The organism is Sphingomonas abietis, assembly GCF_027625475.1.
In the GTDB taxonomy this organism is placed as follows: Bacteria; Pseudomonadota; Alphaproteobacteria; order Sphingomonadales; family Sphingomonadaceae; genus Solisphingomonas; species Solisphingomonas abietis.
Genome location: NZ_CP115174.1, coordinates 279,889 through 305,000 on the forward strand (window position 1 = coordinate 279,889; position 25,112 = coordinate 305,000).

Annotated in this window: 27 protein-coding genes (1 of these 27 running past the window's edge); 19 read left to right on the forward strand and 8 right to left on the reverse strand. The window is 66.4% G+C overall.

The window, feature by feature from the left end:
* Positions 1-42 precede the first annotated feature (42 nt).
* From PBT88_RS01395 to PBT88_RS01410, 4 genes are read left to right on the forward strand one after another with little or no spacing between them, the layout of a single operon-like run.
* Positions 43-1,620 carry a DUF5597 domain-containing protein gene (locus PBT88_RS01395; protein ID WP_270077476.1) on the forward strand — a complete coding sequence of 526 codons (1,578 nt, stop codon included), beginning with the start codon at positions 43-45 and terminating at the stop codon, positions 1,618-1,620.
* A gap of 36 nt (positions 1,621-1,656) precedes the next feature.
* On the forward strand, positions 1,657-1,857 hold the full coding sequence (locus PBT88_RS01400; RefSeq protein WP_270077477.1) for a hypothetical protein: 201 nt from the start codon (positions 1,657-1,659) through the stop codon (positions 1,855-1,857).
* 35 nt (positions 1,858-1,892) lie between these two features.
* A complete protein-coding gene (locus PBT88_RS01405) occupies positions 1,893-2,582 on the forward strand; it encodes an OmpW/AlkL family protein (protein ID WP_270077478.1) in 690 nt (229 codons plus the stop codon).
* A 44-nt stretch (positions 2,583-2,626) separates the two neighbouring features.
* Positions 2,627-3,109, forward strand: a complete 483-nt coding sequence (locus PBT88_RS01410; RefSeq protein ID WP_270077479.1) for a hypothetical protein — start codon at positions 2,627-2,629, stop codon at positions 3,107-3,109.
* A 43-nt stretch (positions 3,110-3,152) separates the two neighbouring features.
* On the opposite strand, the gene PBT88_RS01415 is transcribed toward PBT88_RS01410, so the two are convergent.
* Complete coding sequence (locus PBT88_RS01415) at positions 3,153-3,893, reverse strand: Crp/Fnr family transcriptional regulator (RefSeq protein WP_270077480.1); 741 nt, start codon at positions 3,891-3,893, stop codon at positions 3,153-3,155.
* A 258-nt stretch (positions 3,894-4,151) separates the two neighbouring features.
* Here PBT88_RS01415 and cyoA point away from each other — a divergent pair, with 258 nt between their 5' ends.
* Genes cyoA through cyoD form a run of 4 tightly spaced genes read left to right on the forward strand, consistent with a single transcriptional unit; the run spans position 4,152 to position 8,316 of the window.
* Entirely contained in the window at positions 4,152-5,285 is a 1,134-nt protein-coding gene (gene cyoA / locus PBT88_RS01420; RefSeq protein WP_270077481.1) for a ubiquinol oxidase subunit II, read from the forward strand.
* A 13-nt stretch (positions 5,286-5,298) separates the two neighbouring features.
* Positions 5,299-7,299, forward strand: coding sequence for a cytochrome o ubiquinol oxidase subunit I (gene cyoB, locus PBT88_RS01425; protein ID WP_270077482.1), 2,001 nt, complete (start codon positions 5,299-5,301; stop codon positions 7,297-7,299).
* A gap of 1 nt (position 7,300) precedes the next feature.
* Positions 7,301-7,927: a cytochrome o ubiquinol oxidase subunit III gene (gene cyoC / locus PBT88_RS01430; protein ID WP_270077483.1), complete on the forward strand. Its 627-nt coding sequence runs from the start codon at positions 7,301-7,303 to the stop codon at positions 7,925-7,927.
* Positions 7,924-8,316 carry a cytochrome o ubiquinol oxidase subunit IV gene (gene cyoD / locus PBT88_RS01435; protein ID WP_270077484.1) on the forward strand — a complete coding sequence of 131 codons (393 nt, stop codon included), beginning with the start codon at positions 7,924-7,926 and terminating at the stop codon, positions 8,314-8,316. The genes cyoC and cyoD overlap by 4 nt, the downstream gene beginning before the upstream one ends.
* 361 nt (positions 8,317-8,677) lie before the next feature.
* Here the strand turns inward: cyoD and PBT88_RS01440 are convergent, their stop codons facing one another.
* Entirely contained in the window at positions 8,678-9,673 is a 996-nt protein-coding gene (locus tag PBT88_RS01440) for a phosphatase PAP2 family protein (protein ID WP_270077485.1), read from the reverse strand.
* A 306-nt stretch (positions 9,674-9,979) separates the two neighbouring features.
* Here PBT88_RS01440 and PBT88_RS01445 point away from each other — a divergent pair, with 306 nt between their 5' ends.
* The 5 genes from PBT88_RS01445 to PBT88_RS01465 all read left to right on the forward strand — a co-directional run bounded on the left by PBT88_RS01445 (position 9,980) and on the right by PBT88_RS01465 (position 13,628).
* Positions 9,980-10,888: a LysR family transcriptional regulator gene (locus tag PBT88_RS01445; RefSeq protein ID WP_270077486.1), complete on the forward strand. Its 909-nt coding sequence runs from the start codon at positions 9,980-9,982 to the stop codon at positions 10,886-10,888.
* Between the two features lie 172 nt (positions 10,889-11,060).
* Positions 11,061-11,669 carry a YceI family protein gene (locus PBT88_RS01450; protein ID WP_270077487.1) on the forward strand — a complete coding sequence of 203 codons (609 nt, stop codon included), beginning with the start codon at positions 11,061-11,063 and terminating at the stop codon, positions 11,667-11,669.
* A 196-nt stretch (positions 11,670-11,865) separates the two neighbouring features.
* A complete protein-coding gene (locus tag PBT88_RS01455) occupies positions 11,866-12,024 on the forward strand; it encodes a YceI family protein (RefSeq protein ID WP_270079136.1) in 159 nt (52 codons plus the stop codon).
* Positions 12,025-12,036: 12 nt separating this feature from the next.
* Positions 12,037-13,035 carry a glutathione S-transferase family protein gene (locus PBT88_RS01460; protein WP_270077488.1) on the forward strand — a complete coding sequence of 333 codons (999 nt, stop codon included), beginning with the start codon at positions 12,037-12,039 and terminating at the stop codon, positions 13,033-13,035.
* Complete coding sequence (locus PBT88_RS01465) at positions 13,032-13,628, forward strand: alpha/beta hydrolase (RefSeq protein ID WP_270077489.1); 597 nt, start codon at positions 13,032-13,034, stop codon at positions 13,626-13,628. The genes PBT88_RS01460 and PBT88_RS01465 overlap by 4 nt, the downstream gene beginning before the upstream one ends.
* 22 nt (positions 13,629-13,650) lie before the next feature.
* On the opposite strand, the gene PBT88_RS01470 is transcribed toward PBT88_RS01465, so the two are convergent.
* Positions 13,651-13,860 carry a hypothetical protein gene (locus PBT88_RS01470; RefSeq protein ID WP_270077490.1) on the reverse strand — a complete coding sequence of 70 codons (210 nt, stop codon included), beginning with the start codon at positions 13,858-13,860 and terminating at the stop codon, positions 13,651-13,653.
* Between the two features lie 182 nt (positions 13,861-14,042).
* Between PBT88_RS01470 and PBT88_RS01475 the strand changes: the two genes are divergently transcribed.
* Positions 14,043-14,471 (forward strand): hypothetical protein, encoded by a 429-nt coding sequence (locus tag PBT88_RS01475; RefSeq protein ID WP_270077491.1) that lies wholly within the window; start codon positions 14,043-14,045, stop codon positions 14,469-14,471.
* 179 nt (positions 14,472-14,650) lie between these two features.
* Complete coding sequence (locus tag PBT88_RS01480) at positions 14,651-15,439, forward strand: transglutaminase-like domain-containing protein (protein WP_270077492.1); 789 nt, start codon at positions 14,651-14,653, stop codon at positions 15,437-15,439.
* Here the strand turns inward: PBT88_RS01480 and PBT88_RS01485 are convergent, their stop codons facing one another.
* From PBT88_RS01485 to PBT88_RS01495, 3 genes are read right to left on the reverse strand one after another with little or no spacing between them, the layout of a single operon-like run.
* Positions 15,440-16,927, reverse strand: a complete 1,488-nt coding sequence (locus PBT88_RS01485) for an efflux transporter outer membrane subunit (protein ID WP_270077493.1) — start codon at positions 16,925-16,927, stop codon at positions 15,440-15,442.
* Position 16,928: 1 nt separating this feature from the next.
* Entirely contained in the window at positions 16,929-18,512 is a 1,584-nt protein-coding gene (locus PBT88_RS01490) for an MDR family MFS transporter (RefSeq protein ID WP_270077494.1), read from the reverse strand.
* The gene (locus PBT88_RS01495) at positions 18,509-19,657 is read right to left on the reverse strand and encodes an HlyD family secretion protein (RefSeq protein ID WP_270077495.1); all 1,149 of its coding nucleotides are present in this window, start codon (positions 19,655-19,657) and stop codon (positions 18,509-18,511) included. The genes PBT88_RS01490 and PBT88_RS01495 overlap by 4 nt, the downstream gene beginning before the upstream one ends.
* A 77-nt stretch (positions 19,658-19,734) precedes the next feature.
* Here PBT88_RS01495 and PBT88_RS01500 point away from each other — a divergent pair, with 77 nt between their 5' ends.
* The 4 genes from PBT88_RS01500 to sthA all read left to right on the forward strand — a co-directional run bounded on the left by PBT88_RS01500 (position 19,735) and on the right by sthA (position 24,423).
* Positions 19,735-20,187 carry a MarR family winged helix-turn-helix transcriptional regulator gene (locus PBT88_RS01500; RefSeq protein ID WP_270077496.1) on the forward strand — a complete coding sequence of 151 codons (453 nt, stop codon included), beginning with the start codon at positions 19,735-19,737 and terminating at the stop codon, positions 20,185-20,187.
* A 114-nt stretch (positions 20,188-20,301) separates the two neighbouring features.
* Positions 20,302-21,471, forward strand: coding sequence for a formate-dependent phosphoribosylglycinamide formyltransferase (gene purT, locus PBT88_RS01505; RefSeq protein ID WP_270077497.1), 1,170 nt, complete (start codon positions 20,302-20,304; stop codon positions 21,469-21,471).
* Between the two features lie 164 nt (positions 21,472-21,635).
* Complete coding sequence (gene tcuC, locus PBT88_RS01510) at positions 21,636-22,970, forward strand: MFS transporter (protein ID WP_270077498.1); 1,335 nt, start codon at positions 21,636-21,638, stop codon at positions 22,968-22,970.
* Positions 22,971-22,992: 22 nt separating this feature from the next.
* Positions 22,993-24,423 carry a Si-specific NAD(P)(+) transhydrogenase gene (gene sthA / locus PBT88_RS01515; protein ID WP_270077499.1) on the forward strand — a complete coding sequence of 477 codons (1,431 nt, stop codon included), beginning with the start codon at positions 22,993-22,995 and terminating at the stop codon, positions 24,421-24,423.
* Positions 24,424-24,436: 13 nt separating this feature from the next.
* Here sthA and msrA read toward each other — a convergent pair whose 3' ends face one another.
* Positions 24,437-24,943 carry a peptide-methionine (S)-S-oxide reductase MsrA gene (gene msrA, locus PBT88_RS01520; RefSeq protein ID WP_270077500.1) on the reverse strand — a complete coding sequence of 169 codons (507 nt, stop codon included), beginning with the start codon at positions 24,941-24,943 and terminating at the stop codon, positions 24,437-24,439.
* Positions 24,940-25,112 carry the final stretch of a peptide-methionine (R)-S-oxide reductase MsrB gene (gene msrB / locus PBT88_RS01525; RefSeq protein ID WP_270077501.1) on the reverse strand. It continues 277 nt past the right edge of the window, so only the last 173 of its 450 coding nucleotides appear in the window; the start codon falls outside the window, past its right edge; the stop codon is at positions 24,940-24,942. The genes msrA and msrB overlap by 4 nt, the downstream gene beginning before the upstream one ends.

Consider the following 25,112-nt stretch of genomic DNA (forward strand, 5'->3'; position numbering starts at 1 on the left):
GCTCCTCGCCGACGATGCTTTTGTCCAAGGAATCCTCTTCGCATGAACCGCACCCGCGCCATGATCGCAGCCCTCGGCCTTCTCGCCAGCACGGCGGTGGCTGCGGCGACGCCGTCTCCGATGCCGAAAATCGAGGGCGGCAACGGCCATTACCGGCTGGATGTCGATGGCCGCCCCTTCTTCGTGCTGGCGGCGCAGATGCATAATTCGAGCGCCTGGCCGGCCGCGCTGCCGACCTTCTGGAAGGTGGCCGAGCAACTGCACGTCAACACGGTGCAGGCCCCGGTCTATTGGGAGACGATGGAGCCGAGCCCCGACCAGTTCGATTTCTCGGCGGTCGATGCGCTGATCGACGGCGCGCGTGCGCACCATGTCCGGCTTGCTTTGCTCTGGTTCGGCACATGGAAGAACGGGGCCGGCCATTATGTGCCGCTCTGGATGAAGCGCGACACGACGACCTATCCGCGCCTGGAGGATGCCGACCATCACCAGCTCGATGGCATGTCGCCCTTCGGGATGGCGACGATGGCGCGGGACAGGGCGGCATTCGGCGCCCTGATGGCGCATCTGAAGTCCGTCGACGGCGATCGGCATACCGTCATCCTCGTGCAGGTCGAGAATGAGCCCGGCCTGATCGGCACCGCCCGCGATCACAGCCCTGCCGCCGACGCCGCCTTCGCCGCGCCGGTGCCCGCCGATGTGCTCAAGGCCAGCGGGCATGATGCGCCCGGCAGCTGGGATAAGGTGTTCGGCGCCACTGCCCCCGAAGCGTTCAGCGCCTGGGCCGTCTCGCGCTACATCAACACCGTGGCGGAGGCCGGCAAGGCGACTTACGGCCTGCCGCTCTACGTCAATGCCTGGATGCGCTATCGCGGGCTGACCCAGCCGGGCGCCGAATATCCGAGCGGTGGCGCCACCGCCAATGTGCTGGATATCTGGAAGAGCCAGAGCCCGGCGATCAATGTCATCGGTACGGACAGCTACACGGGCAATCTCGCCGAATTCCACGCCGGAGTCCTCCCCTATCAGCGGCCGGACAATGCCCCCTGGCTGTCCGAAAGCGGCGTCACCCTGGCATCGACGCGGTGGACCTATGATCTGCTGGCCCGCGGCGGCATCGGCGCATCGGTCTTCGGGATCGACGACGACACCCATGACGCCGCGCTGGCTGCGCATGGTGCGGACAATGCGATGCTGTCGCCGTTGCTGCCGGTGCTGGTCGAACGCGCCGCGCAGGGCGATGTCGCGGCCTTGTTGCAGGAACCGGGCATCCCCTCGCCGACCCATGATTTCGGGGGCTGGCGCGTCCGTGGCAGCTTCGGCGCGCATTGGGGGCAGGGCGATCCCTCCTCGGCGCCGGTGGACGCGGACGGCGCCGGGCGGGCGGTGGTCGCGAGGCTCGACGCCACCCATTTCCTGGTGGCGGGGCGCGACATCCGCGTGAGCTTCCTGCCTGCCGGCAGCGGCACCACGCTACAGGAAGTCGAACGGGTCGAGGAAGGCACGTTCGACGCCCAGCAGAATTGGCACGCCAGCCGTATCTGGAATGGCGACGAGACGGATTATGGGCTGAACCTGCCCAGTTCGGGGGCGGTGTTGCGGGTACAGGTCACCCCGTAACGGTTGCGGCGCGGGCGGGCGGGGCCCGCCCCCCTGATGGCCGTCTATCTGTTTTTTCGCGGCAGGATCCCTCGCTACGGCGACCCATCGGGTGCGATCGGCACGGATTTCGTCCGCATGGGGTGGGCGGGACGGCCGGGCGCCCACGGTCGCGACTGCCGGGCTGCCGGCAAGCAGGAGAAAAATCCGGTCGCCGACGCAGTTTTGCGCGCCGTCAATTTCAACACCGCCGGGTAAATCTAGCGAGTCTCCGTTACGCAATGGAGATTCTCATGAACAAAGCTTTGCTTGCCGCGCTCGGCATCGCCATCGGCGCGATGACTGCCCCCGCCTACGCCCAGACCGAAGGCCAGGCCCCGACCCGGTCGAGCGACGACTTCCAGCACTGGATCGTTCGTCTCCGCGCGATCCGCGTCACGCCGACGGAACATACCGGCCCGATCGAACCAACGTTCCCCACCGCGAATACCGCGGTCAGCAACAGCTGGGCGCCCGAGCTCGATTTCACCTACATGGCGACCAAGCATATCGGCGCCGAACTGATCCTCGGCACCACCAAGCATGACGTCTCCGGGCGCGGCTCGCTCGACAGCCTCGGCAAGGCCGGCCACACCTGGGTTCTCCCGCCGACGCTGACCCTGCAATATCACTTCCTGCCCGACGGCCATATCCGGCCCTATGTAGGCGTCGGCGTGAACTACACGATCTTCTATTCCGAAAAGGCCAGCGACGGGCTTCAGGCGGCGATCGGCAAGACCAAGTTCGGCATGAGCGACAGCGTCGGCTACGCGCTTCAGGCCGGTGTCGATGTCGATATCACGCGGCGCGTCTTCGTGAACTTCGATCTCAAATATCTCGATATCGACAGCACCGCGAAGCTCACCACCGGTTCGCTCGTCAATCGCGAGCATGTCCGCCTGGATCCGCTGGTCCCGGGTGTCGGCATCGGTATGCGCTTTTGACGGAGACCAGCGCGATGCGCCGCCTCGGCAACGGCAGATGGCACATGATCGATGAGATCGATCTCGTCGCCCTGATCGCCGATCATACCGAACTCGGGCGGCTCTGCGCCGAGCTGGAGGGGGTGGCGGATGCCTTGCCATCCCTTCCGGCAGCGGACGAGACGCTTCGGCTGCGCACCGAGCTGGAATATCGCCTGCCCCTGCACGAGGCGCGGGAGCGCGCGCTGCTGCACAGCCTCTTCGATCGCTCGGCGCTCTATCTGCTGGAGGCCAAGACGATGGATCATATCCGCTATCGGGGCGCCTCCCGCGTGGTCGAAGCGCAGGATCTCGCGGCCATGTTCGGGCCGGACATGGCCGCGTCCGCGATCGGGATGCTGGGATATATGCTGCGCGGCTTTTTCGATGGCTGCCGCGCCGACATGGCGTTCGTGGAGCTGGCCATCCTGCATTTCTCCGCGAGCCGGCTGACGCCCGCGGCCCGGGCCTTGTTGCATGGCAGCCTGATGCAGCATTGCCGGCCCTGACGACCGGACGGCTCCGGACGGCACCGGTTGGCAACGGCCCCGTTCAGATCTTGCCGGCGTGCCGTTCGAGCGCGTTGCGGTTCAATACGGTGACGAGACGGCCCCCCGGCAGGGCGATGGTTCCGGCCATCCGCAGCTTCGTCATCTGCCGGCTGACCGTCTCGATCGTCAGCCCCAGCACATCGGCGATCCCCCCCCGCGACAGCGGCAGCTCGAACGTCACCGGCCCGCCATTGGTTGCCCGCGAAGCCCCCGGGCGGCCGGCCATTTCGAGCAGGAAACCGGCGACCCGTTCTTCCGCGCTCTGCCTGCCGAACAACAGGATCCGGCGACGCGCCGCGTCGAGCGTCTCGAACGAGCGTTTCAGCAGGGCGAGGGCGAAGGGGGGATGGCTTTCGAGTATCTCCACGAACGCAGCCGTCGGGAACAGGCAGATCTCGCACTCGCTCAGCGCGGTGACGGTGAACTCGGCCTCCGATGCATAAGGGTGCCCGATGAAATCGGCGGGATGGAGCAGGCCGACAATCTGCTCGCGGCCATCGATGGTGAGCGCGCTCAGCTTGAACACCCCCGAGAGGATGTTCGCGCAATTCGGGCTTTCTTCTCCGGCCCAGATGACGGTTTCGCCCGCCTGTATGTGCTGGCGCCGCCCGATCGCGTGGAGCTGCCCCAACTCGCTGTCGTCCAGGCTGCCGCAGATCGATTCGCCGCGGACCTGACAGAGGACGCAGACCGGCGATGGCATGGTGGTGGATTGCAGTATCGTCGTCAGTGCGCGGAACACAGGCGCCCCCTGGAAACATGGCCCGCATCGGCGGACGGACATCGCGATACCCTCTTCCCCCGATCGGTTTTCCCCACCGCGAACCGGTGGACGATCTTGTGCCGTAGCCCCCTCCGTCGGCGAGTTTGGCGGGCGATGATCGACCGCAACACCGATCCGATCCGTGGAAACCCGGCGGCCGGCCATTCTCATGCCGTGGCGGGCTGCGCTTTGACCGCGATCAAAGCGACTTTCTCCGGGCTGGGCGTAGGCACGGATATGACCAGCAGATCCCCCATCCTTCGGCGCTCGCGCCGGCTTTTCGCCCTGGCCGCACCCGGCCTTCTCGGCGGCTGCAACATGGTGGTGATGAACCCGACAGGGGACATCGCGATGCAGGAGCGCAATCTCATCCTGATTGCGCTTGCCATGATGCTCCTCGTCATCATCCCGGTAATGGCGCTCACCATCATATTTGCGTGGCGCTATCGAAAGGGCCGCGCGCCCGAGACCTACGATCCGACCTTCGATCATTCGACCCGCATCGAAGTCGTGGTCTGGTCGATCCCGCTGCTCATCATCTTCTGCCTGGGCGTGATCACCTGGATCACCACCCACACGCTCGATCCGTTCCGCCCGCTCGATCGCATCGCGCCGGGCAGGCCCATCCCCCCCGGCACCGAGCCGCTCGACATCCAGGTCGTCGCGATGGATTGGAAGTGGCTGTTCATCTATCCCAAACAGGGGATCGCCACCGTCAACGAGCTCGACCTGCCGGTCGATGTGCCGGTGCGATTCTCGATCACCTCGACCAGCCAGATGAACACCTTCTACGCCCCGACATTGGCGGGCATGATCTACGCGATGCCCGGCATGCAATCGATGCTGCACGCCGTTCTCAACAAGCCCGGCGACAGCTGGGGTTATTCCGGCAATTATACCGGCCGCGGCTTCTCCGACATGCGTTTCCAGTTGCACGGCGTCGATCGGGCCGGCTTCGACCGCTGGGTCGCGCAGGTGAAGGCATCGCCGAACGCCCTGTCGACGGGCTCCTATCTCACGCTGGAAAAGCCGAGCGAGAAGGCGCCGGTGATGCATTTCTCGTCAGTGTCGACGAACCTCTTCTATCAGGCGCTGAACCGCTGCGTCGCACCGGGAAGCGTCTGCACCGCCGATATCATGCGCAAGGACCGTGCGCTCGACGCCGATCATGGCGGGCCATTCGCCATCGATGGCGCCCCGTCTTCGCCGGCCACCATGTCGATGGGCGCGCCGACCAATGCCACGCCTGCCGCCGCCGTGACGCCTGAACAGCGGGACGCCGGACTTCCCGCGCGCGGCCCTGCCAAGCCCGGCACCACGACAGCCATTTCCCTCCCCGTCCCCGGCGCCCCGCGCGCCGCACGGATCTGACCCAGGGGCCATCATGCCAAATCACAGCTTATTCGGGCCGCTATTCGGGCGATTGACGCTCGATGCCCTGCCGCTCCACGTACCCATACTCATCGGCACGTTCATCGGCGTCGCCCTGATCGGCGTCGTCGTCCTCGCCACGATCACCTACTTCCGGCTCTGGGGCCCGTTGTGGCGCGACTGGTTCACCAGCGTCGATCACAAGAAGATCGGCATCATGTATATCGTGCTCGGCATCATCATGCTGCTGCGCGGCTTCGCCGATGCCATCCTGATGCGTGCCCAGCAGGCGATCGCCTTCGGCTCCAACCAGGGCTTCCTGCCCTCCGAACATTATGACCAGCTGTTCACCGCGCACGGCACGATCATGATCTTCTTCGTGGCGATTCCGCTGGTGGTGGGCATCGTCAATTTCGTGATGCCGCTCCAGATCGGAGCCCGCGACGTCGCCTTCCCCTACCTCAACAATCTCAGCTTCTGGCTGACGGTTGCGGGTGCGGTGCTGGTGATGATCTCGCTGTTCGTCGGCGAGTTCGCCCGCACCGGATGGCTGTCCTACGCACCGCTGGCGGAACTGCCCTACAGCCCGGACAGCGGCGTCGATTATTATCTCTGGTCGCTCGAAATAGCGGGCGTCGGCACCACCCTGTCCGCCATCAACATGGTCGCGACCATCATCAAGATGCGCGCGCCCGGCATGACCCTGATGAAGATGCCGGTGTTCACCTGGACGGCGCTGTGCAGCAACGTCCTCGTCATAGCCATCTTCCCCGCCCTCACCGCCGCCTTCTTCCTGCTGCTTCTCGATCGCTATGCCGGCACCGCCTTCTTCACCAACGATCATGGCGGCAGCCCGATGATGTACTGGAACATGGTGTGGATCTGGGGTCACCCGGAAGTGTATGTCCTCGTCCTGCCGGCGTTCGGCATCTATTCCGAAATCACCTCCACCTTCACCGGCAAGCGCCTCTTCGGTTACTCCTCTATGGTCTACGCGACCGTCGTCATCACCATCCTGTCCTATATCGTCTGGCTGCATCACTTCTTCACGATGGGGTCGGGCGCAAACGTCAACGCCTTCTTCGGCATCGCGACGATGATCATCGCCATCCCGACCGGCGCCAAGATCTTCAACTGGCTGTTCACTTTGTATCGCGGTGAAATCCGCTTCGAACTGCCGATGATGTGGGTGATCGCCTTCATGCTCACCTTCGTGGTGGGCGGCATGACCGGCGTGCTGATGGCGGTGCCCGCCGCCGATTTTGTGCTCCACAATTCGCTGTTCCTGGTCGCCCACTTCCATAACGTCATCATCGGCGGCGTCGTGTTCGCGCTGTTCGCCGGCATGACCTACTGGTTCCCCAAGGCCTTCGGCTTCAAGATGGACGAGTTCTGGGGCAAGGTCGCCTTCTGGGGCTGGGTGATCGGCTATTGGGTCGCCTGGACGCCGATCTACATCGTCGGCCTGATGGGCGTCACCCGCCGGGTCCATCATCTCGATGATCTCTCGCTTCAGCCTTATTTCATCGTCGCGTTGATCGGCGTGGCGATCATCCTGATCGGCATCCTCGGCTTCGTGATGAGCATCGTCATGGGCATCGTGAAGCGGAACAGGACGCGCGACCTCACCGGCGATCCTTGGGGTGGCCGCACGCTGGAATGGTCCACCTCGTCGCCGCCGCCCGCCTATAATTTCGCGGCGACGCCGATCGTCCACGATCTCGATGCCTGGCACGACATGAAGGCGCATGATTATGTGCGGCCGACGGAGGGCTTCCGGCCCATCCACATGCCGCGCAACACGGGTGCCGGCGTGATCATCTCGGCTCTCTCGCTCACGCTCGGCTTCGGCATGGTGTGGTACATCTGGTGGCTGGGCGCGATCAGCTTCGCCGGCATCGTGCTGGTGACGATCGTCCACAGCTTCAACACCAAGCGCGACTATTCCATCCCGGCCACCGAGGTGGCTGCCACCGAAGACAAGCGCACGCTCACGCTTGCCGCAGGGGTCTGATATGTCCGATCATGTGCTGAACAAGGGCGCCCCGCGCGTCTATCACCTTCCCGAAGACGAGCATGGCCATGGCGAGAGCCCGACCATGCTCGGCTTCTGGATCTACCTGATGAGCGATGCGCTCATCTTCGCCTCGCTCTTCTCGGTCTATGGCGTGCTCAGCCGGAATTATGCCGGCGGGCCGGCACCGCAGCAGATCTTCGATCTGCCGCTGGTGGCGCTGAACACCGCTTTCCTGCTGGTCTCCTCGATCACCTTCGGGGCGGGGATGCAGGCGATGGACGCCGGCAAGGTCGGCAGCCTGAAGCTGTGGCTGATCATCACCGGTCTGCTCGGCGCCGCCTTCATCGGGGTGGAGCTGCACGAATTCTCCAGCCTGATCGCGGACGGCGCTACGCCCCAGCGCAGCGGCTTCCTGTCGAGCTTCTTCACCCTGGTGGCGACCCACGGCCTGCACGTCACCTTCGGCCTGATCTGGCTGGTGACGATGCTGGTGCAGATCGGGACGCGTGGACTGACCACCGAGACCAGGCGCCGGCTCATGTGCCTTTCGATGTTCTGGCACTTCCTGGACATCATCTGGATCGGCGTTTTCACCACAGTCTATCTGTTTGGAGTCCTCCGTTGAGCATCTCCCACACCCCCACGCCCCATGCCGGGGGCCATGTCCCCGGCGGCACCCCCGCACAAAGTCACGGCAGCAAGCGCAGCTTCGTGACCGGATCGGTCCTCTCGATCATCATGACGGTCATCCCGTTCTGGCTGGTGATGTCCGGTGCGCTCCACAATCCGCAGGCGACGGCGCTGACCATCTTCGCCTTCGCGCTGGCCCAGATCGGAGTCCATGTCGTCTGCTTCCTGAACGTGGATTCGCGAGCGGAGGGCGGCTGGACGCTGCTGGCCTTCCTCTTCACCGCGATCATCGTGGGGATCACCATCATCGGCTCGATCTGGGTGATGTATCACCTCGACAACAATATGATGCCGATGACCCCGCAGGCGATGCGCCAGATGTAGCCGGGATCACGCGCCGGGCACCGCCGCTTGGCGGTTGCCCGGTGCGGATGCGTGGCCAAGCAATGAAGGGGGCGCTGGTGATCCAGCGCCCCCTTCATGCTGTCTGCGGCTGGACGATAGCAGAGCTGCCGGCGATGGCACCGTCGGTGCAGGATCGTCCCGTGCAGACAGCCGTGCAGACATGCGCCGAGATGGCCTGCGGACGGTCTGGAAGCGCTGCGCCGCCCTCGTCATCGCGGCACCCTGGTTATCCTATGGCATCGGCCCCGCCGGAGGGAGCCATCGCGCAGCCGTCGCGCGCTCTATCGTCCCAACGGCAAGGCGGCTGCGGACAGCGCCGTCCGCGCTGCGCCGCGGCCGGTTATTCGGCGGCCGTCAGCGGCTGTTCGAAGCGGGCATCCCATCCCATGAGGGGGGAGGCCGATCGTGCGACCAGCAGCCTGGTCAGCCAGATCGCGATGCAGGCCACGGCGGCACCGCTCAGGATATCGGTGAAATAATGCGTGCCTTCCACCGGCGTCGCGAGCAGCATGGTGATGTTGAGAGCGATGATCGGCCAGCGCAGGGCGGCGATGCGGGAAGCGGTCACGATATAGATGACCGCGCTCGCGGCGTGGAAGCTCGGGGCGCAGACCAGCCCATGCAGCGCGCCGAGATCGATCGACTGGATGGCATGATCGCGCAGCGCGAGAATGACCTGCTCCTGATAGAGCGCGCTCAGCGGCATATAGGGCGTGGACCCGTGCCAGAGCGTCGCCAGCGGCCCGGCGGCCGGGAACAGCGGGAACAGCGCCAGGGTCATGACGGCGGCCACCCAGAATGTCGCGATGAACCGGCGAATCTCCGCCCGCCTGCCGGCCCAGGCGAAATGGCAGATGATGATGGCGGGCGTCACGAAGATGCTCAGATAGGCCACCCGTTCAATCGCCTGCAGCAGGGGATCGCCCGCCACGATTTCGTACCAGCTGACCCAGTGGAAATGCAGCCCGAGATCGATTCGCTCGAGTTCGGAATCCACCAGCGCATGATGGCCGGCGGCCAGCGGATAGCTGGCGATGGCGCCGAGCAGGCTGAACAGGCCAAATAGGGAAATGCCTTCGATCGCATCGCGGGCGATTCGCTGCGCGGGCGTGGCCGGTGCGCGCAGCAGGTAGCAGGCGATGACGGCACCGACCGCCCAAGCCATCAGCGCGACCAGCGCCGGGCTCGCGGCTATGCGAAGCCCGACATGCAGAAGCAGGATCGTGGTGGCCAGAAGCGAGGCCGCGACGGCGGCGCCGATCCATCGCCCCGGCAGCAGGGGAACGCGATCGATCGCGGGAACGGAGGGGTGAGCAAGCGAACGCATACCGGTCATGCCGCCTCGCCTACCATGGGCAGGGCGGACTGCACCAATACAAGTCTCACCTGAATGTCAGTGGAGCAATCGGGAGTGACCATTTTGTGACACCGGCGGCCATGCGGATGGGATAGCCCGCCCGCCGGGGCGGGGCGCATCGTATCGCAGCGCATTGTCCGTGAAGAACCAGCGGCGGCCGCCATGGGGGACGAAATAGTCTGGCTGGCGTCGCATGGCAGATCCCGTTCGGCCTCTTATGGCGCCGCCGTTTCATCGTGATAATGACGCGCCAAGATGACTGCGCTTCAATCAGGGTAGGAAATCATGGCGGATCGAATGACCGGCATCGAGGTGTTCGTGCTGGCGATGCGTCTCGGCAGCCTTTCGGCGGCGGCGCGCAGCATGGGCATGTCGGCCGCCATGGCCGCCAAGCATCTCGATTCGCTCGAAGGCCGGCTGGGCGCGACGCTGGTCCACCGGACGACTCGGCGCCTGTCGCTGACGGAGGCGGGCGCCGGCTATCTCGACAAGGCCGAGAGGATCATGGTCGATCTGCGCGAGGCGGAGAATGAAGCCTCGTCCCGCGCGATCGCGATCGAGGGGCTGTTGCGGGTCAGCGCCCCGGCCACGTTCGGCGTCATGCATCTGGCCGCGCTCGTGGCGGAATTCGGTGCCCGCCAGCCGGGCGTGACGATCGAACTCGGGCTCAACGATCGCTATGTCGATCTGCTCGAAGAGCGGTGGGATGTGGCGATCCGCATCGGGCGCTTGGCCGACAGCAGCCTGATCGCGCGCAAGCTGGCCAAGGTGCGGCTCACCATCTGCGCCGCACCGGACTATCTGGCGCGGCGGGGCACGCCGCGCACCGTGGAGGATCTCGGCCTGCACAATTGCCTCGGCTACACGCTCGCGCCGTTGGTGGGGGGCAGCAGCTGGGCGTTCGGCGCGGACGGCGGCACCCGCGTTCCCATCCGGGGCAGCCTTCAGGCCAATAATGGGGAAGCGCTCGTCAACGCCGCCCGTGCCGGGCACGGCATCGTCTACGCGCCCCGCTTCATGGCGGCGACGTTCATCGCGGCGGGCGAATTGGTCGAACTGGATTTCGGCATGGCGCTGCTCGATCTCGGCGCCATCTATGCGGTGACGCACCCCACTCGCCGGCCCGCTGCCAAAACGCGGGCGTGGATCGATTTCCTCGCCGAACGGATGCCGGCCCTCGCGGTCGGTTGGTGACAGTATCTGCAACCTGGAGTTGAAGGATCTTCGATAGAAGGCCGTATTATCGAAGATCGATGGTGGCCGCATAGGGGGGCGGGCCGGATCGGACGGCATGTCGATCCGGTGTCCGTGGCCTGCATTCCATCCCACGATCCGGCGGATCGTGCTCTTCAGCAGAGGTCTTGCCATGAAGTCGATTCGTTTTTCCGCGCTGGCCCTGGCCTGCGCCGCTTCGTTCGCCGCCACCGCCGGCACCGCGCCGATCGCTCCGCAGAGCGTTCAGGCCGGCACCTATGCCGTCGAATCGCACCACACGCTCGCCGAATTCACCGTCAACCATTTCGGGTTCAATGACTTCTTCGGCGTGTTGCCCGGTGCGACCGGCTCGCTCACTCTCGATCCCAAGGCGATCGCGGCGACCAGGCTCGACATATCGCTGCCGGTCGATGCGATCTCGACCACCAACGCGACGCTCGACGGGGAGCTGAAGGGCGCCGAGTGGTTCGACGGCGCGAAATATCCCACCATCCGCTTCGTTTCGCAGAAGGTGGTGCAGACCGGCACGCGCACGGCGCGTATCGTGGGCACGATCACGATGCACGGCGTCAGCAGGCCGCTGGTTCTGGACGCCGCCTTTGGCGGTGCCGGCGTGAACCCGCTCGACAAGGCCTATACGGTGGGTTTCAGCGCCACCGCCACGCTGAAGCGTTCCGATTTCGGCATCACCAAATATGTCCCCTTCGTCAGCGACGAGGTGAGGATCCGGATCACGGCCGCGTTCGAAAAAGCCAAGTGACCGATCCGGGCCGCACCTTGGGCCTCAAGGGCGCGGCCCGGCTGCCGACGTGACCATCCGAAAGGGTTTTCGATGACCATGACCGGCACCGCATCACGGCCGCACCATCGCTATTCGGCAGTGGCGATGATCCTCCACTGGGCGCTATCTTGCGGTCGACACGCTCGCCATCCGGGGCACGGCCCGTGCGGTGAGCATGCCCTTCCAGCTGGCGATCACCGGGAAGCAGGCGCACATGCAGGGCAGCCTGACGATCGACCGGCGCTGGTTCGGGGTCGGTCAGGGGCAGTTCGCCGGCACCGAGGCTGTCGCCGCCAATGTCCGCATCGATATCGTCATCAACGCGCAGCAATAAGAGAGAGCGACCATGCTGGTGAACGGCCAATGGACGGCGGACTGGCAGCCCGTACAGGCGACCGACGAGAAAGGCGGTTTCGTTCGCCAGGATTCGGGCTTCCGCCATTGGGTGACGCCCGACGGACGGGCAGGGCCGACCGGCGATGGCGGTTTCCGGGCCGAGGCCGGCCGCTATCATCTCTATGTCGCGCTGATCTGTCCGTGGGCGTCGCGCACGCTGATCGCCCGCCGGCTGAAGGGGCTCGACGCCATCGTCTCCGTCTCGGTGGTCGAGCCGGCCCTGACCGACGAGGGCTGGCATTTCGGCGATGATCCGGGGGCGGATCGCGATCCGTTGCACGGTGCGCGGTACATGCACCAACTCTACACCCGCGCCGATCCCGCCTATACAGGCCGCGCGACGGTGCCGGTGCTGTGGGACAAGCGGACGGATCGCCTCGTGAACAATGAATCGGCGGATATCGTGCGCATGTTCGATACGGGATTCGGCGATCTCGCGACCGCCGATGTCGATCTCCGTCCCGATGATCTCGGTGCCGACATTGATGCGTTCAATGCCGATCTCTATCGGCGCCTCAACAACGGCGTGTACCGCACCGGCTTCGCCACGACGCAGATCGCCTATGAGGAGGCGTTCCGCGATGTGTTCGGGATGCTGGACGCGGCGGAAGCACGGTTGGCGGGCGGTGCGCCCTTCCTGTTCGGCGATCGCTTTACCGAAGCCGATATTCGCCTGTTCGTGACGCTGGTGCGATTCGATGCGGCCTATTTCGGGCTGTTCAAATGCAATCTGCGGCGCATCGCCGATTATCCGGCACTGAGCGCCTATATGGCGCGGGTGCTGGCGATCCCGGGTATCCGCGACACGGTCAGCATCGATCACATCAAGCGGGGCTATTACTCGATCAAGGCGCTGAATCCGGCGGGGATCGTGCCGCTCGGCCCCGATCTGCCGGGCCTCGATGCCGCCGCCGCCCGGCTGGCAGGCCATCCGGGAGAGCCCGCATGACCGGGGCGCTGGTCATCCTGCTTCATGGCGTCGGCAGCCGGGGGGCGGATATTGCCGGGCTGGCCACGCACTGGCAGGATCGCCTGCCGGATACCGCGTTCGCCGCGCCCGACGGCCCCTTTGCCTTCGACCAGGCACCATCGGGGCGGCAATGGTTCAGCGTGCGGAACGTCACCGATGCCAACCGTGCCGAACGGATCGTCGCAGCCCGTGAGGCCTTTGATCGCGTGCTGGCGCGCCATGTTGCCGATCATGGCTTCGAGGATCGGCTCGATCGGGTGACGCTGGTCGGCTTTTCGCAGGGCAGCATCATGGCGCTCGATGCGGCGGTGTCCGGGCGGTGGCCGGTGAAGGCCGTCGTCGCCTTTTCCGGAAGGCTGGCCTCGCCGCTGCCTTTCGCGTCGCCGCCGGCGACCCGGTTCGCCCTCATCCATGGCCGCAACGATCCGGTCATCCCGGTTGCGGAGAGCGAGCGGGCGGCCGTCCTGCTGCGCGATGCGGGGGCGGATGTCCGCCTCCACATATGCGAGGGTCTCGGCCATGCGATCTCCCCGGAGGCGGCGCTGATCGCCGAAGCCTTCCTGACGGAATGAGCGGCCGGTAGCCGCCCCGGCCTTATCTCGCCTTGGTCCGACGCTCGCGCCGGTCGACCTCCAGAGCCTCCTTGCCCTTCGCTTCCGCCGCATTGTCGATCAGGCGAGCGCCGGTCAGGCTGGCGGCTTCCGGGGTCATCGAAACGGCGACTCCGTCGGGGCCGTCCATCATCACCTCGCCTGCCGCGTTGGCGACGTGGGAGGCCTGGTCGTGGATTTTGCTGTCCTTCATCGTCGCTCTCCGAAGGGAGACACGCCTCCCGATGCGACCAACAACGCTCATCGTTCAAGTTAGGCCCGTTTCGGGCGGGACATATTGTGCCTCCCGCTCGTTTCCCCCGCTTCCGACATCGCGTCGGGTCCAGGAGGAGCCGGCGGATGTTTTTCTCCCCTTTCGAGCTGTGGAGCGGTTGGATGCGGAGCAGTGCCGCGATCGCCCAGACGGGCTTTCGCTTCGCCGAGATGGCGCAGGCATCGCAGGTGGTGATCGGCAGCCGCACCAGGACGATCATGGCCTCGACACAGGGGGCCAATGGTGCCGATCAGCGGGAGTTGGCCCGGATGCTGCCCGAAAAGATCGAAGCCTTTTCGCTGGCGGGCATGGCGGCGTTCGGCGACATGGTGGCGCTGCAGGGCGAAGCCTTCGCCGCGTGGCGGCAGCTGGCGGGGATGGCGATGTCCGGCCGGGTGCCGACGGCGACCGAGATCGAGACGCTCGCACGCCATGGCCATCGCATGGCCGATCGGGCGATCTCGGCGAGCGGCAAGGCGCTGGCGCCGATCCATCGCCAGGCGACGGGCAATGCCCGGCGGCTGTCTCGCCCGAAACCGGGGCGATCCTGATCCGGTTGGCGATCGGCAGCCGATCGCGCGTTAGGCACGCCGCGCATCGACAATCCGGGCCGGACGGATAGACTGCATCGGGTGGGAACAGCGGGCCTATCCGGTGGTTCGGCCATCTTCCTGCGTAGCCTTCCCGTATCAGTCTTCCCGTATAAATTCCTCGTGTGAACGGATACACCATGCGCCTGTCGATAGACGCGACGCTCGATTATAACCTGCCCCATTCGGCCGATCTGCTGATGGCCCTCGAAGTCGCCCAGATGCACGATCAGATTCTGATCGAGGATTTGCTGCGGGTGTCCGGCGTCGAGCCGATGACCCCGATCGCCGCTGACGAGAGCCTCGGCCGGCGGACGTGGACGCGCGGCTTCGGGCGCGTCACCGCCCGTTATACCGCCATCGTCGATGTCGATCGCCCGGCCGGGACGCTGGAGGGGCTCGCGGCCGACGATCTGCAGCTGCTCCCGGCGCTGGTCGTGCCCTATCTGTTTCCCAGTCGCTATTGCGAGGCGGACAAGTTCGCCGAGCTGGTCGGGCAGGAATTTGGCGGGCTTCAGGGCGGCGCGAAGGTCCATGCCATCGCCGAATGGATCCGCGGCCATCTCGCTTATGTGCCCGGCACCAGCGATGCCACGACCACCGCGACCGACGTGTTCATCAGCCGGCAGGGCGTGTGCCGCGATTTCGCGCATCTGATGATCGCGATGACCCGCGCCGCCGAAATCCCGGCGCGGATGGTGGCGGCCTATGCCTGGCAGCTGGAACCGCAGGATTTCCATGCGGTGGTCGAGGTGTGGCTCGACGGCGGCTGGCATCTGGTCGATCCGACCGGCCTCGCATCCTGTGACGGCATCGTCCGGATCGGCGTCGGCCGCGACGCCACCGACATCAGCTTCCTGACGGTGTTCGGCATCGCCGAACTGATCGCGCAGTCGGTGTCCGTCGAGCGGATCGACGAACGGCCCTGATCAGCGCGACGTGGTAGTCGCAGCAGCAGGGGCTGCGCCGCCGGCCTGCCAGCCGAGGCCCAGCGCCTTCTGGATCGCGACGAAATCGCTGATCAGGCCGGCTTGCGCGATCGACAGATTCTGCTCCGCCTCGATCTGCTGGCGCTGCGCGTCGAGCAGGTCGATCAGCGTTGAGGTGCCCGCCGCATAACGCTGGCGGGAAAGGTCGGCGGCCGCGTCTGCCGAGGCCTTGGCGCGGGCCAGCGTGGCGACCGTGATCCGCCGGTAGCGGAAGCGCGACAGCGAATCCTCGGCGTCGCGCAACGCGGCGAGCACGGCGGAGCGATATTTGGCCTCGGCTTCGTCGCGCACGCCCTCGGCCTGCTTCACCTTGGCAGCGTTGCGGCCAAAATCGAGGAAGCTCCACGAAATCTGCGGTGCGAGCAGGGCGGTGAAATCGTCGAGATGGGTGAGGTCCGACGGCGAGGTGCCGCCGATGCCGATGATCCCCATAAAGGACAGCTTCGGGAAGCGCGCGGCATCGGCCTGCCCGATCTTGGCGGTATCGGCGGCGAGCGTGCGTTCGGCGGCGCGGATGTCGGGCCGATGCGCGATCAGCGCGGCGGGGTTGCCGATCGCCACCTGTGCGGGCGGCAGCGGGATGATCGGCTGCACGGTCGCCATCGTCTGGTCGAGCGCGCCCGGCTCGTCGCCGGTCAGCGTCGCCAGTTCATCAAGATAGGCTTCGAGCTCGGCGCTGAGCGGGGTCACGTCGGCGCGCGTGCTGTCGAGCTGCTGGCTCAGCCGTTCGACGTCGAGCCGCGAGGCAGTGCCGCCGGCATAACGCTGCCGGGTGAGCGCGAGCATCTGCTCCTGCATCGCGATCGAGTGCCGGTTGAGCGCGATCCGCCGCTGCCGGTCCCGGACATTGACATAGGCAGTGGCGACCTCGGCGGTGAGGCTGACCTGGGTATCGGCGAGGTCGGCCTGGGCGGCTTCGGCGTTGGCGCGCGCCGCTTCGACGGCGCGGCGCTGGCCGCCGAACAGATCGGCCTCCCAGCTCGCATCGAAGCCGACATTGTAGAGATTGATGTCGCTGGTGTCGCTGCCGCCGCCGTTGCTGCTGTCGCCCGAACCCGAATCGCCGAGGTTGAGGCCGGGGAAATGGGCATGGGCATAGACCGCGGTCGCGCTGCCATTGGGCAGCAGATTGGCCTTTTCCTGCCGCAGGCTGGCGCGGGCCTGGCGGATGCGGGCCTCGGCCGCCGCGAGATCGGGGTTGGCGGCCAGGGTCCGGCTTTCCAGCGCGGACAAGGTCGGGTCGCCGAGCGCCTCCCACCAATGCGCGACGGGAGGCTCCGCCGCCACCGGCACGTCGCCCGCGCGGACGAAGGCGGGGGCCTTGGCGGCGTTCGGCGCGGCGACCGGCGGCCCGGAATAGTTCGGGCCGACGGTGCAGCCGGCCAGCAGCAGGATCGCCGACAGGGAAAGGGCGGAACGCTTCGTCATATCAATGGCTCGCAACGGGCTTGGCGTTCTTGGGCAGCGGCCGCAGGAACAGGACGAGGGGGGTGACGCAGACGATGCCGACGGTGAGGATCCAGAACAGATCCGCATAGGTCATGGTCAGCGCCTGGGTCTGGATATTGTTGCCGAGCGAGCGGAAGGTGGCCGCCATCCCGCCCAGCGACTGGGCCTGCCCGTTCATATAATCCTGCACCGCGACCGAATTGGCGGACAGGCTCTCCTCGATGCGGCGGCTGTGCAGCCAGGTCCGCTGGTCCTGGATCACGGCGATGCCGGCGAGCGCGAGGCTGCCGCCGAGGTTGCGGGCGGTGTTGTAGAGCCCCGATGCGTCGCTCGCCTGCTGCGGGCTGACCGATCGGATCGCCGCCTGGTTCATGAACATCATCGAGAACAGCGTGCCGACCCCGCGCATCAGCTGCGACACGACGAAGGTGCTGCCGTCCGACAGCGAGGTGAGATCGGTTTCCATATAGGCGCTGATCGCCAGCAGAATCATGCCGAAGCCCACCGCCAGCCGGATGTCGATGGTGCGGATCAGGAACGGCGTGAACGGCATCATCAGGATCATCGGGATGCCCGAGAGCAGCACGATCTCGCCGGATTGCAGCGAATTATAGCCGGTGATCTGCGAGAGGAACTGCGGGATCGTGTAGGAGGTGCCGTAGATCACCATGCCGACCACGGTGACCAGCACCACCACCGCGCCGAACTGGCGATCGAGCAGCAATTTCAGCCGGATCACCGGCTTGCTGGCGAAGAACTGCCCCGCGAACAGGAAGATGAAGCCCAGTGCCGAGACCAGCGCCAGCCAGCGTATCTCGGCCGATGCGAACCATTGTTCGCGCTCGCCCTCTTCCAGCACGACGGTGAGGCCGCCCAGGCCCATGGCGAGGCCGAGGATGCCGAGCCAGTCGGCCTGGCGGACCAGCCCCCAATTGGGGCGGGCGTGCGGCATGGCGACGAGCAGCAGGGTGATCAGCGCGATGCCGACCGGCAGGTTGATGAAGAAGGCATAATGCCAGCTGATATTCTCGGTCAGCCAGCCGCCCAGCACCGGGCCGATGACCGGGCCGAGGATCGCGGTGGAGCCGAACATCGCATTGCCGATCGGCTGCTGCTCGCGCGGCAGCCGGGTGGCGATGATGGTCATCGCGGTGGGGATCAGCGCGCCGCCGGTGAAGCCCTGGCCGACACGGCCGACGATCATCATCGGCAGCGTATCGGACAGGCCACAGAGCATCGAGAAGCCGACGAACAGGGTGCAGGCGAGCAGCAGGAAGCTGCGCAGGCCGAACACCTTCTCGAGCCAGCCCGACAGCGGGATGATGACGATTTCCGCGACGAGATAGGCGGTGGAGATCCACGTCCCCTCGGTGCCGCTGGCGCCGATCTCGCCCTGGATGGTGGGCAGCGACGAGTTGACGATCGAGATGTCGAGCGTCGCCATCAGCGCGCCGAGCGTGCCGGCGGCGACCGCCAACCATGCCGCGGCGTCGGCGCGCGCCGGTGCCGCGGGCTGGCCGGAGGCTGTGCCCCCGCCGCCCGTTGCGGGCGCGTCGGCGGTCATCGGCCGTCCTGGCTCCGCGTGTCTTCCTGCTGCTTGATCCGGGTGAGGGCGCCCCTGGCGCCGATCGTGTCGACCGTCACGTCCACCGACAGGCCGGGGACGAGCACCTTGCGGGCATCCGGCCCGGCATCGATCGCGATGCGGATCGGCACGCGCTGGACGATCTTGGTGAAGTTGCCGGTCGCGTTCTGCGGCGGCAGCAGCGAGAATTGCGCGCCGGTGCCCGGCGAGACGCTCTCGACATGGCCCTTGAGCGCCACGCCCGGCAGCGCATCGACCTCGATCGTGGCCGGCTGGCCCGGCCGCATCAGCCCGACCTGCGTTTCCTTGAAATTGGCGGTCACGTAGATCGCGGCGAGCGGCACCACCGACATCATCCGCGTGCCGGACTGGACATATTGGCCGACCCGCACGCTCTTGTCGCCGACCCGGCCGTCGACCGAAGCCTTGACGATGGTCGATCCGAGATTGACGTCGGCGGCGGCGAGCTGGGCCTGCGCGGCCTCGCCCTGCGCCTGCGCCTGGCGGACCTGCGCCTGGAGCGAGGCGACGCGGCGCTCCGCCTCGCTGAGCGCGGCGGCCTGCGCGGCAGCGGTCGCGGCGGCCTGGGTCGCCTGATTGCGCAGCGTGGTCAGCTTCTCGTGGGTCTCGGCACCGCTTTCGGCCAGCGGCGTGTAGCGGGCGACCTGGCTGGCGGCGAAGCGGGCATCGGCCTGCGACGATGCCAGCTGCGCGCGCGCCTGCTGGATCGCGGCCTCCTGCTCGCGGATGCCGGCGCGGACATTGTCGGCATTGGCCTGGGCGACGTCGATCTGGGCCTGATATTGCGCGGTCTGCGCCTTGTAATCGCGGGGATCGATACGGACGAGCGAGGCGCCGGCCTTCACATCCTGGTTGTCGCGCACGAACACCTGCTCGACATAGCCCGAGATCTTGGGGCTCACCGTGACCGCGTCGGCGCCGATATAGGCGTCATCGGTGCCCTCGAAATATTTGCCGCGCGTCTCGTAATGGATGAACCAGATCACGATCGCGATCGCCACGACGATGACCAGCGCCAGCAGGATGAATTTCACCCGCGGGCTCAGTCCCTTCTTGCGCGGCGCCTGCGCTGCCGGTGGCTGGGTATCGGTCGTCTCGGCCATGCACTCGTTCCTACGCGCGGGGAAGCGTTTCATCTCGCACTTGCACAATAAGAGATGATGTGGCAAGCCCTCTTATTATGGTCCCTCAAGATATTTCGCTGGATGGTCGCACCCGGGTCGCCGAGACGCTGCGCGACTATTATCTGCGCTCGCATCGCCTGATCGATCGGATCATGACCGCGCAGGGCGCCTCGTTCTCGCGCGCCAAGATGCTGATGCATATCGCGCGGGAGGGGCCATCGCGCTCGATCGATCTGGCGTCCTCGTTCGGCTTCGCGCCGCGCACCGTGACCGAGGCGATCGACGGGCTGGAGCGCGATGGGCTGGTGCGTCGCGATCCCGATCCCGACGATCGGCGCGCCAAGCGGATCACGCTGACGGCCGAGGGCATGGTCGTGGTCAAGGCGGCGGAGGCCGCCCGGCTGGAATATATCGATAGCGTGTTCGGCGCGCTCAGCGCCGAGGAGTGCGAGCAGATCGTCGGCCTCGTGAACAAGCTCAACGATCGCATGGCCGAACTGGGCGGCTGAGCGCGCCGCGATCAACGCGCTTTCGCGCTCTCCGCTATCGACGGCCGTGGACAAGGCGGCCGCTTTTGGCCACTGGACGCGCTCTGGCCGGCATGGACGCAGGAGATGATGGGCATGGCATTCACCGCGAGGATCCTCCTCCTGGGATCGGGCGAACTGGGGCGCGAGTTCGTCATCTCGGCCAAGCGGCTGGGCTGTCACGTCGTCGCCTGCGATGCCTATGCCGGTGCCCCGGCAATGCAGCTGTCGGACGATTTCGAGGTCTTCTCGATGCTCGACGCCGATCGCCTGCGCGCCGCGATCGAGAAGCACCGGCCGGATTTCATCGTGCCCGAGGTCGAGGCGATCCGCACCGAGGTGCTGGCCGAGGTGGAAGCCGAGGGCTTCACCGTCGTGCCTTCGGCGCGGGCGACGATGATGACGATGAACCGCGATCGCATCCGGGAGGTGGCGGCGGTCGATCTCGGGCTGCGGACCTCGCGCTATCGCTATGCCGAGAATCTCGAGGAGGTGATCGAGGGGGCCGGCTTCACCGGCTTCCCGTGCGTGATCAAGCCGGTGATGTCCTCGTCCGGCAAGGGGCAGAGCACGGTGCGGTCCGCCGCCGATCTGGAGGCGGCCTGGACCTATGCGGTCGCGAACATGCGCGGCGATCGCCGCCGCGTGATCGTCGAGGAGTTTATCGACTTCGATTATGAGATCACGCTGCTGACCATCCGCAGCCGCGACGGCGTGCATTTCTGCCCGCCGATCGGCCACCGGCAGGAGCGCGGCGACTATCAGGAATCCTGGCAGCCGGCCGCGATGTCGCAGAGTGCGATCGACGATGCGCAGCACATGGCGCGCTCAGTCGTGGATGATCTCGGCGGCTACGGCATTTTCGGGGTCGAATTCTTCGTGAAGGGCGAGGAGGTGATCTTCTCCGAATTGTCGCCGCGCCCGCACGATACCGGCATGGTGACGCTGATCTCGCAGAATCTGAGCCAGTTCGATCTCCATGCCCGCGCGATCCTGAACCTGCCGATCCCCGCCATCAGGATGGCCGGCGCTGCGGCCTCCGCCGTCATTCTGGCGGATCGGGACTCGGATGGGCTCGCTTATGAGGGGCTGGCGGATGCGTTGGCCGTCCCCGGCGGGGAGACCGATGTCCGCATCTTCGCCAAGCCGACGTCGCGGCCCTATCGCCGGATGGGGGTCGCGCTCGCGCTCGCCGGCAGCACCGACGAGGCGCGCCGGCTTGCCGCCGAGGCGGCCGCGAAGGTGCGCATCATCTACGGCGCATAGGCTTGCCGGCCGCGCCGGCGCGACCCGGCGCGACGGGAAGGCGATCCGTCCGGAGCGCTCGCTGACGGGCGCCGGCCGGGCAGCGCTCTAGGAAAGCGCGGCGCAAGGCTCTAGCAGCGTTGGCGCGGCATCGGGTTGCCGTTTGCAGGGAGCGTGCGTGGCGTATGGCGCCTGAGAAGCAGAGCGAGCGGACGGTGTCCGCCGGAGATGTGGTTCGCATCGCCAGCGGCAACTTCCTCGAAATGTATGATTTCATGGTGTTCGGCTATTTCGCCGCCGCCATCGGCCAGGCCTTCTTTCCGGCCGGCGACGGCACCAGCGCGCTGCTCAAGTCGCTTGCCACCTTCGGCGCCGGTTTCCTGATGCGGCCATTGGGCGCGCTGGTGCTCGGCGCCTTCACCGATCGCCATGGCCGGCGCGCAGGCCTGCTGCTGACCCTCGCTCTGATGAGTGTCGGCATCGTCACGCTGACCGTGACGCCGGGCTATGCCATGATCGGCGTGCTGGCGCCGGTCCTCGTGCTACTGGGTCGGCTGATCCAGGGTTTCTCGGCCGGGGCCGAACTGGGCAATGTCTCGGTCTATCTCGCCGAGATCGCGCCGCCCGGCCGCACCGGCTTCTACGTCTCCTGGCAATCCGCCTCGCAGCAGGTGGCGGTGATCGTCGCGGCTTTGGTTGGCGTGGCGCTGTCCACCCTGCTCGGGCCGACACAGCTCGCCGCCTGGGGCTGGCGGGTGCCGCTGGCGCTCGGCTGCCTGCTGGTGCCCTTGCTGTTCGTGCTGCGGCGCCATTTGCGCGAAAGCGACGAGTTCGAGAAGCGGGCCGCCCCGGCCGATCTCGCGACGATCATGCGGCAGCTGTGGCAGGCGCGCGGCATCGTCGCCGCCGGCCTCGGCCTGGTGCTGATGACGACCGTCAGCTTCTACATGATCACCGCTTATACGCCGACCTTCGGCAAGCTGCTCCATCTGCCCGAACAGGCCAATCTGTGGGTGACGGCCGGGGTCGGCGCGTCGAACCTGCTGTGGTTGCCGCTGATGGGGGCGCTCTCCGATCGCATCGGGCGCAAGCCGATCCTGATCGCTTGCACCGTGCTGATGCTGCTCACCGCCTATCCGGCGATGGCGTGGCTGACCGCCGAGCCCAGCGTCGTGCGGCTGATCGCGGTCGAACTGTGGCTGTCCGCCCTCTACGCCAGCTATAATTCGGCGATGATCGTCTATCTGACCGAGATCGTCCCTGCCGAGGTGCGGGCATCGGGGTTCAGCCTGGCGTACAGCCTGGCCACGGCGGTGGGCGGCTTCACGCCCTTCCTCGTCACCTGGCTGATCGGCCTGACCGGCAATCGCGCGGTTCCCGGCTTGTGGCTGAGTGCCGCCGCGCTGATCAGCCTCGTCGCGATCCTGGCGAGCGGGCGGCGGCCCGGCCATCGCGATTCGCTCGCTCAAGGCCTGGGCCCCGACAGGACTGGACAGGGCACCGCAACAGGGGCGAGATAACCCCGTCCCGCAGGAGCCCTCGATGCAGAAGCGTTTCGACCTCGTCGTGATCGGCAGTGGCCCCTCCGGCCGGCGGGGTGCGGTGCAGGCGGCCAAGCTCGGCAGGTCGGTACTGGTGGTGGAGAAGGGGCGCCGGGTCGGCGGCGTCTCGGTTCACACCGGCACCATCCCGTCCAAGACGATCCGCGAGACGGTGCTCAACCTGTCCGGCTGGCGCGAGCGGGGCTTTTACGGGCGCAGCTACCGGGTGAAGCAGGATATCTCGGTCGACGACCTGATGGGGCGGCTCCACAAGACGCTGGAGCATGAGGTGGAGGTGCTGGAGCACCAGTTCCACCGCAACGGCGTCCAATGGGCGCAAGGGACGGCCCGCTTCGTCGATCCCCATGGCATCGAGATCGTCGGCGAGGATGGCGAATGTCGCCGTGTGGAGGCCGATTTCGTCCTGCTGGCCTGCGGTACGCGCCCGTTCCGGCCGGATTATGTGCCGTTCGACGGCAGGACCGTGCTCGATGGCGACGAGATTCTCGACATCACCGGCCTGCCGCGCAGCCTGACGGTGATCGGCGCCGGGGTGATCGGGGTGGAATATGCCACGATCTTCTCCGCGCTCGATGTCGCGGTCACGCTGGTCGAGCCGCGCGCGACCTTCCTCGATTTCATCGACAAGGAGCTGATGGAGGAGTTCGTCCACGAGCTGCGCGATCGCAATGTCGGCCTCAGGCTCGGCGCCGCGGTCAGCCAGATCGAGGTGGTGAATGGCCGCCCGCATTGCCGGCTCGACAATGGGCGCAGCGTGGTGAGCGACATGCTGCTGTTCGCCGCCGGCCGGGTCGGCGCGGTCGACGGGCTCGGCCTTGATGCCGCCGGGCTGGCCGCCGATCATCGCGGCCGGCTCCAGGTCGATCCCAGGACGATGCAGACCGCGCAGCCCCATATCTACGCGACCGGCGACGTGATCGGCTTTCCGAGCCTCGCCTCGACCTCGATGGAGCAGGGCCGTCTCGCGGCGCTCCACGCCTTCGGCCACCAGCCGCCGCCGCCGCCCGAATTCTTCCCCTACGGCATCTATTCGGTGCCCGAGATATCGGTGGTCGGGATGACCGAGGAGGAGGTGAGGCAGCGCAACATCGCCTATGAAACCGGCATCGCCCGGTTCCGTGAGACCTCGCGCGGCCACATCATGGGTTTGGAGAGCGGCATGATGAAGATGCTGTTCTCGATCAAGACGCGGCGGCTGCTCGGCGTCCACATCATCGGCGAGGGCGCGACCGAGCTCATCCATATCGGCCAGGCGGTGCTCAACCTGCGCGGCACGATCGACTATTTCATCCAGAACACCTTCAACTACCCGACGCTCGCCGAAGCCTACAAGATCGCCAGCCTCGATGCGTGGAACAAGCTCCAGGCGACGGCGGGGCCGGATGCGGTTCCGGCCCCGGTCCACGGCTAGATCGCTCGAAACGTCATGCCGTGGCGCGATGTGGCAGCGTCCAGCCCGGCCGCACGAAATGGCAGGTATAGCCGTTGGGAATGCGCTCCAGATAATCCTGATGCTCGGGCTCGGCCTCCCAGAAATCGCCGAGCGGCGCCACCTCGGTCACCACCGTGCCGGGCCACAGGCCCGAAGCCTCGACATCGGCGATCGTGTCTCGGGCGATCGCGTCCTGCTCGGCATCGACGGTGAAGATCGCCGAGCGATAGCTCGCGCCGATATCATTGCCCTGGCGGTTCTTGGTGGTCGGATCATGGATCTGGAAGAAGAATTCCAACAGCGTCCGGTACGTGGTGATCGCCGGATCGAAGATGATCTCGATCGCCTCGGCATGGTTGCCATGGTTGCGGTAGGTGGCGTTGGGCACCTCGCCGCCCGAATAGCCGACCCGGGTCGAGATCACGCCGGGCAGCCGGCGCACCAGATCCTGCATGCCCCAGAAACAGCCCCCGGCGAAGACCGCGCGTTGCTCGCTCATGCCACATCCTCCACTTGGTCGAGATAGTCGCCATAGCCTGCCGCCGCCATGTCGGCGCGATGCACGAAGCGAAGCGACGCCGAGTTGATGCAGTAACGCAGCCCGCCGCGATCGCGCGGCCCGTCCTCGAAGACATGGCCGAGATGGCTGTCGCCATGGGCGGAGCGGA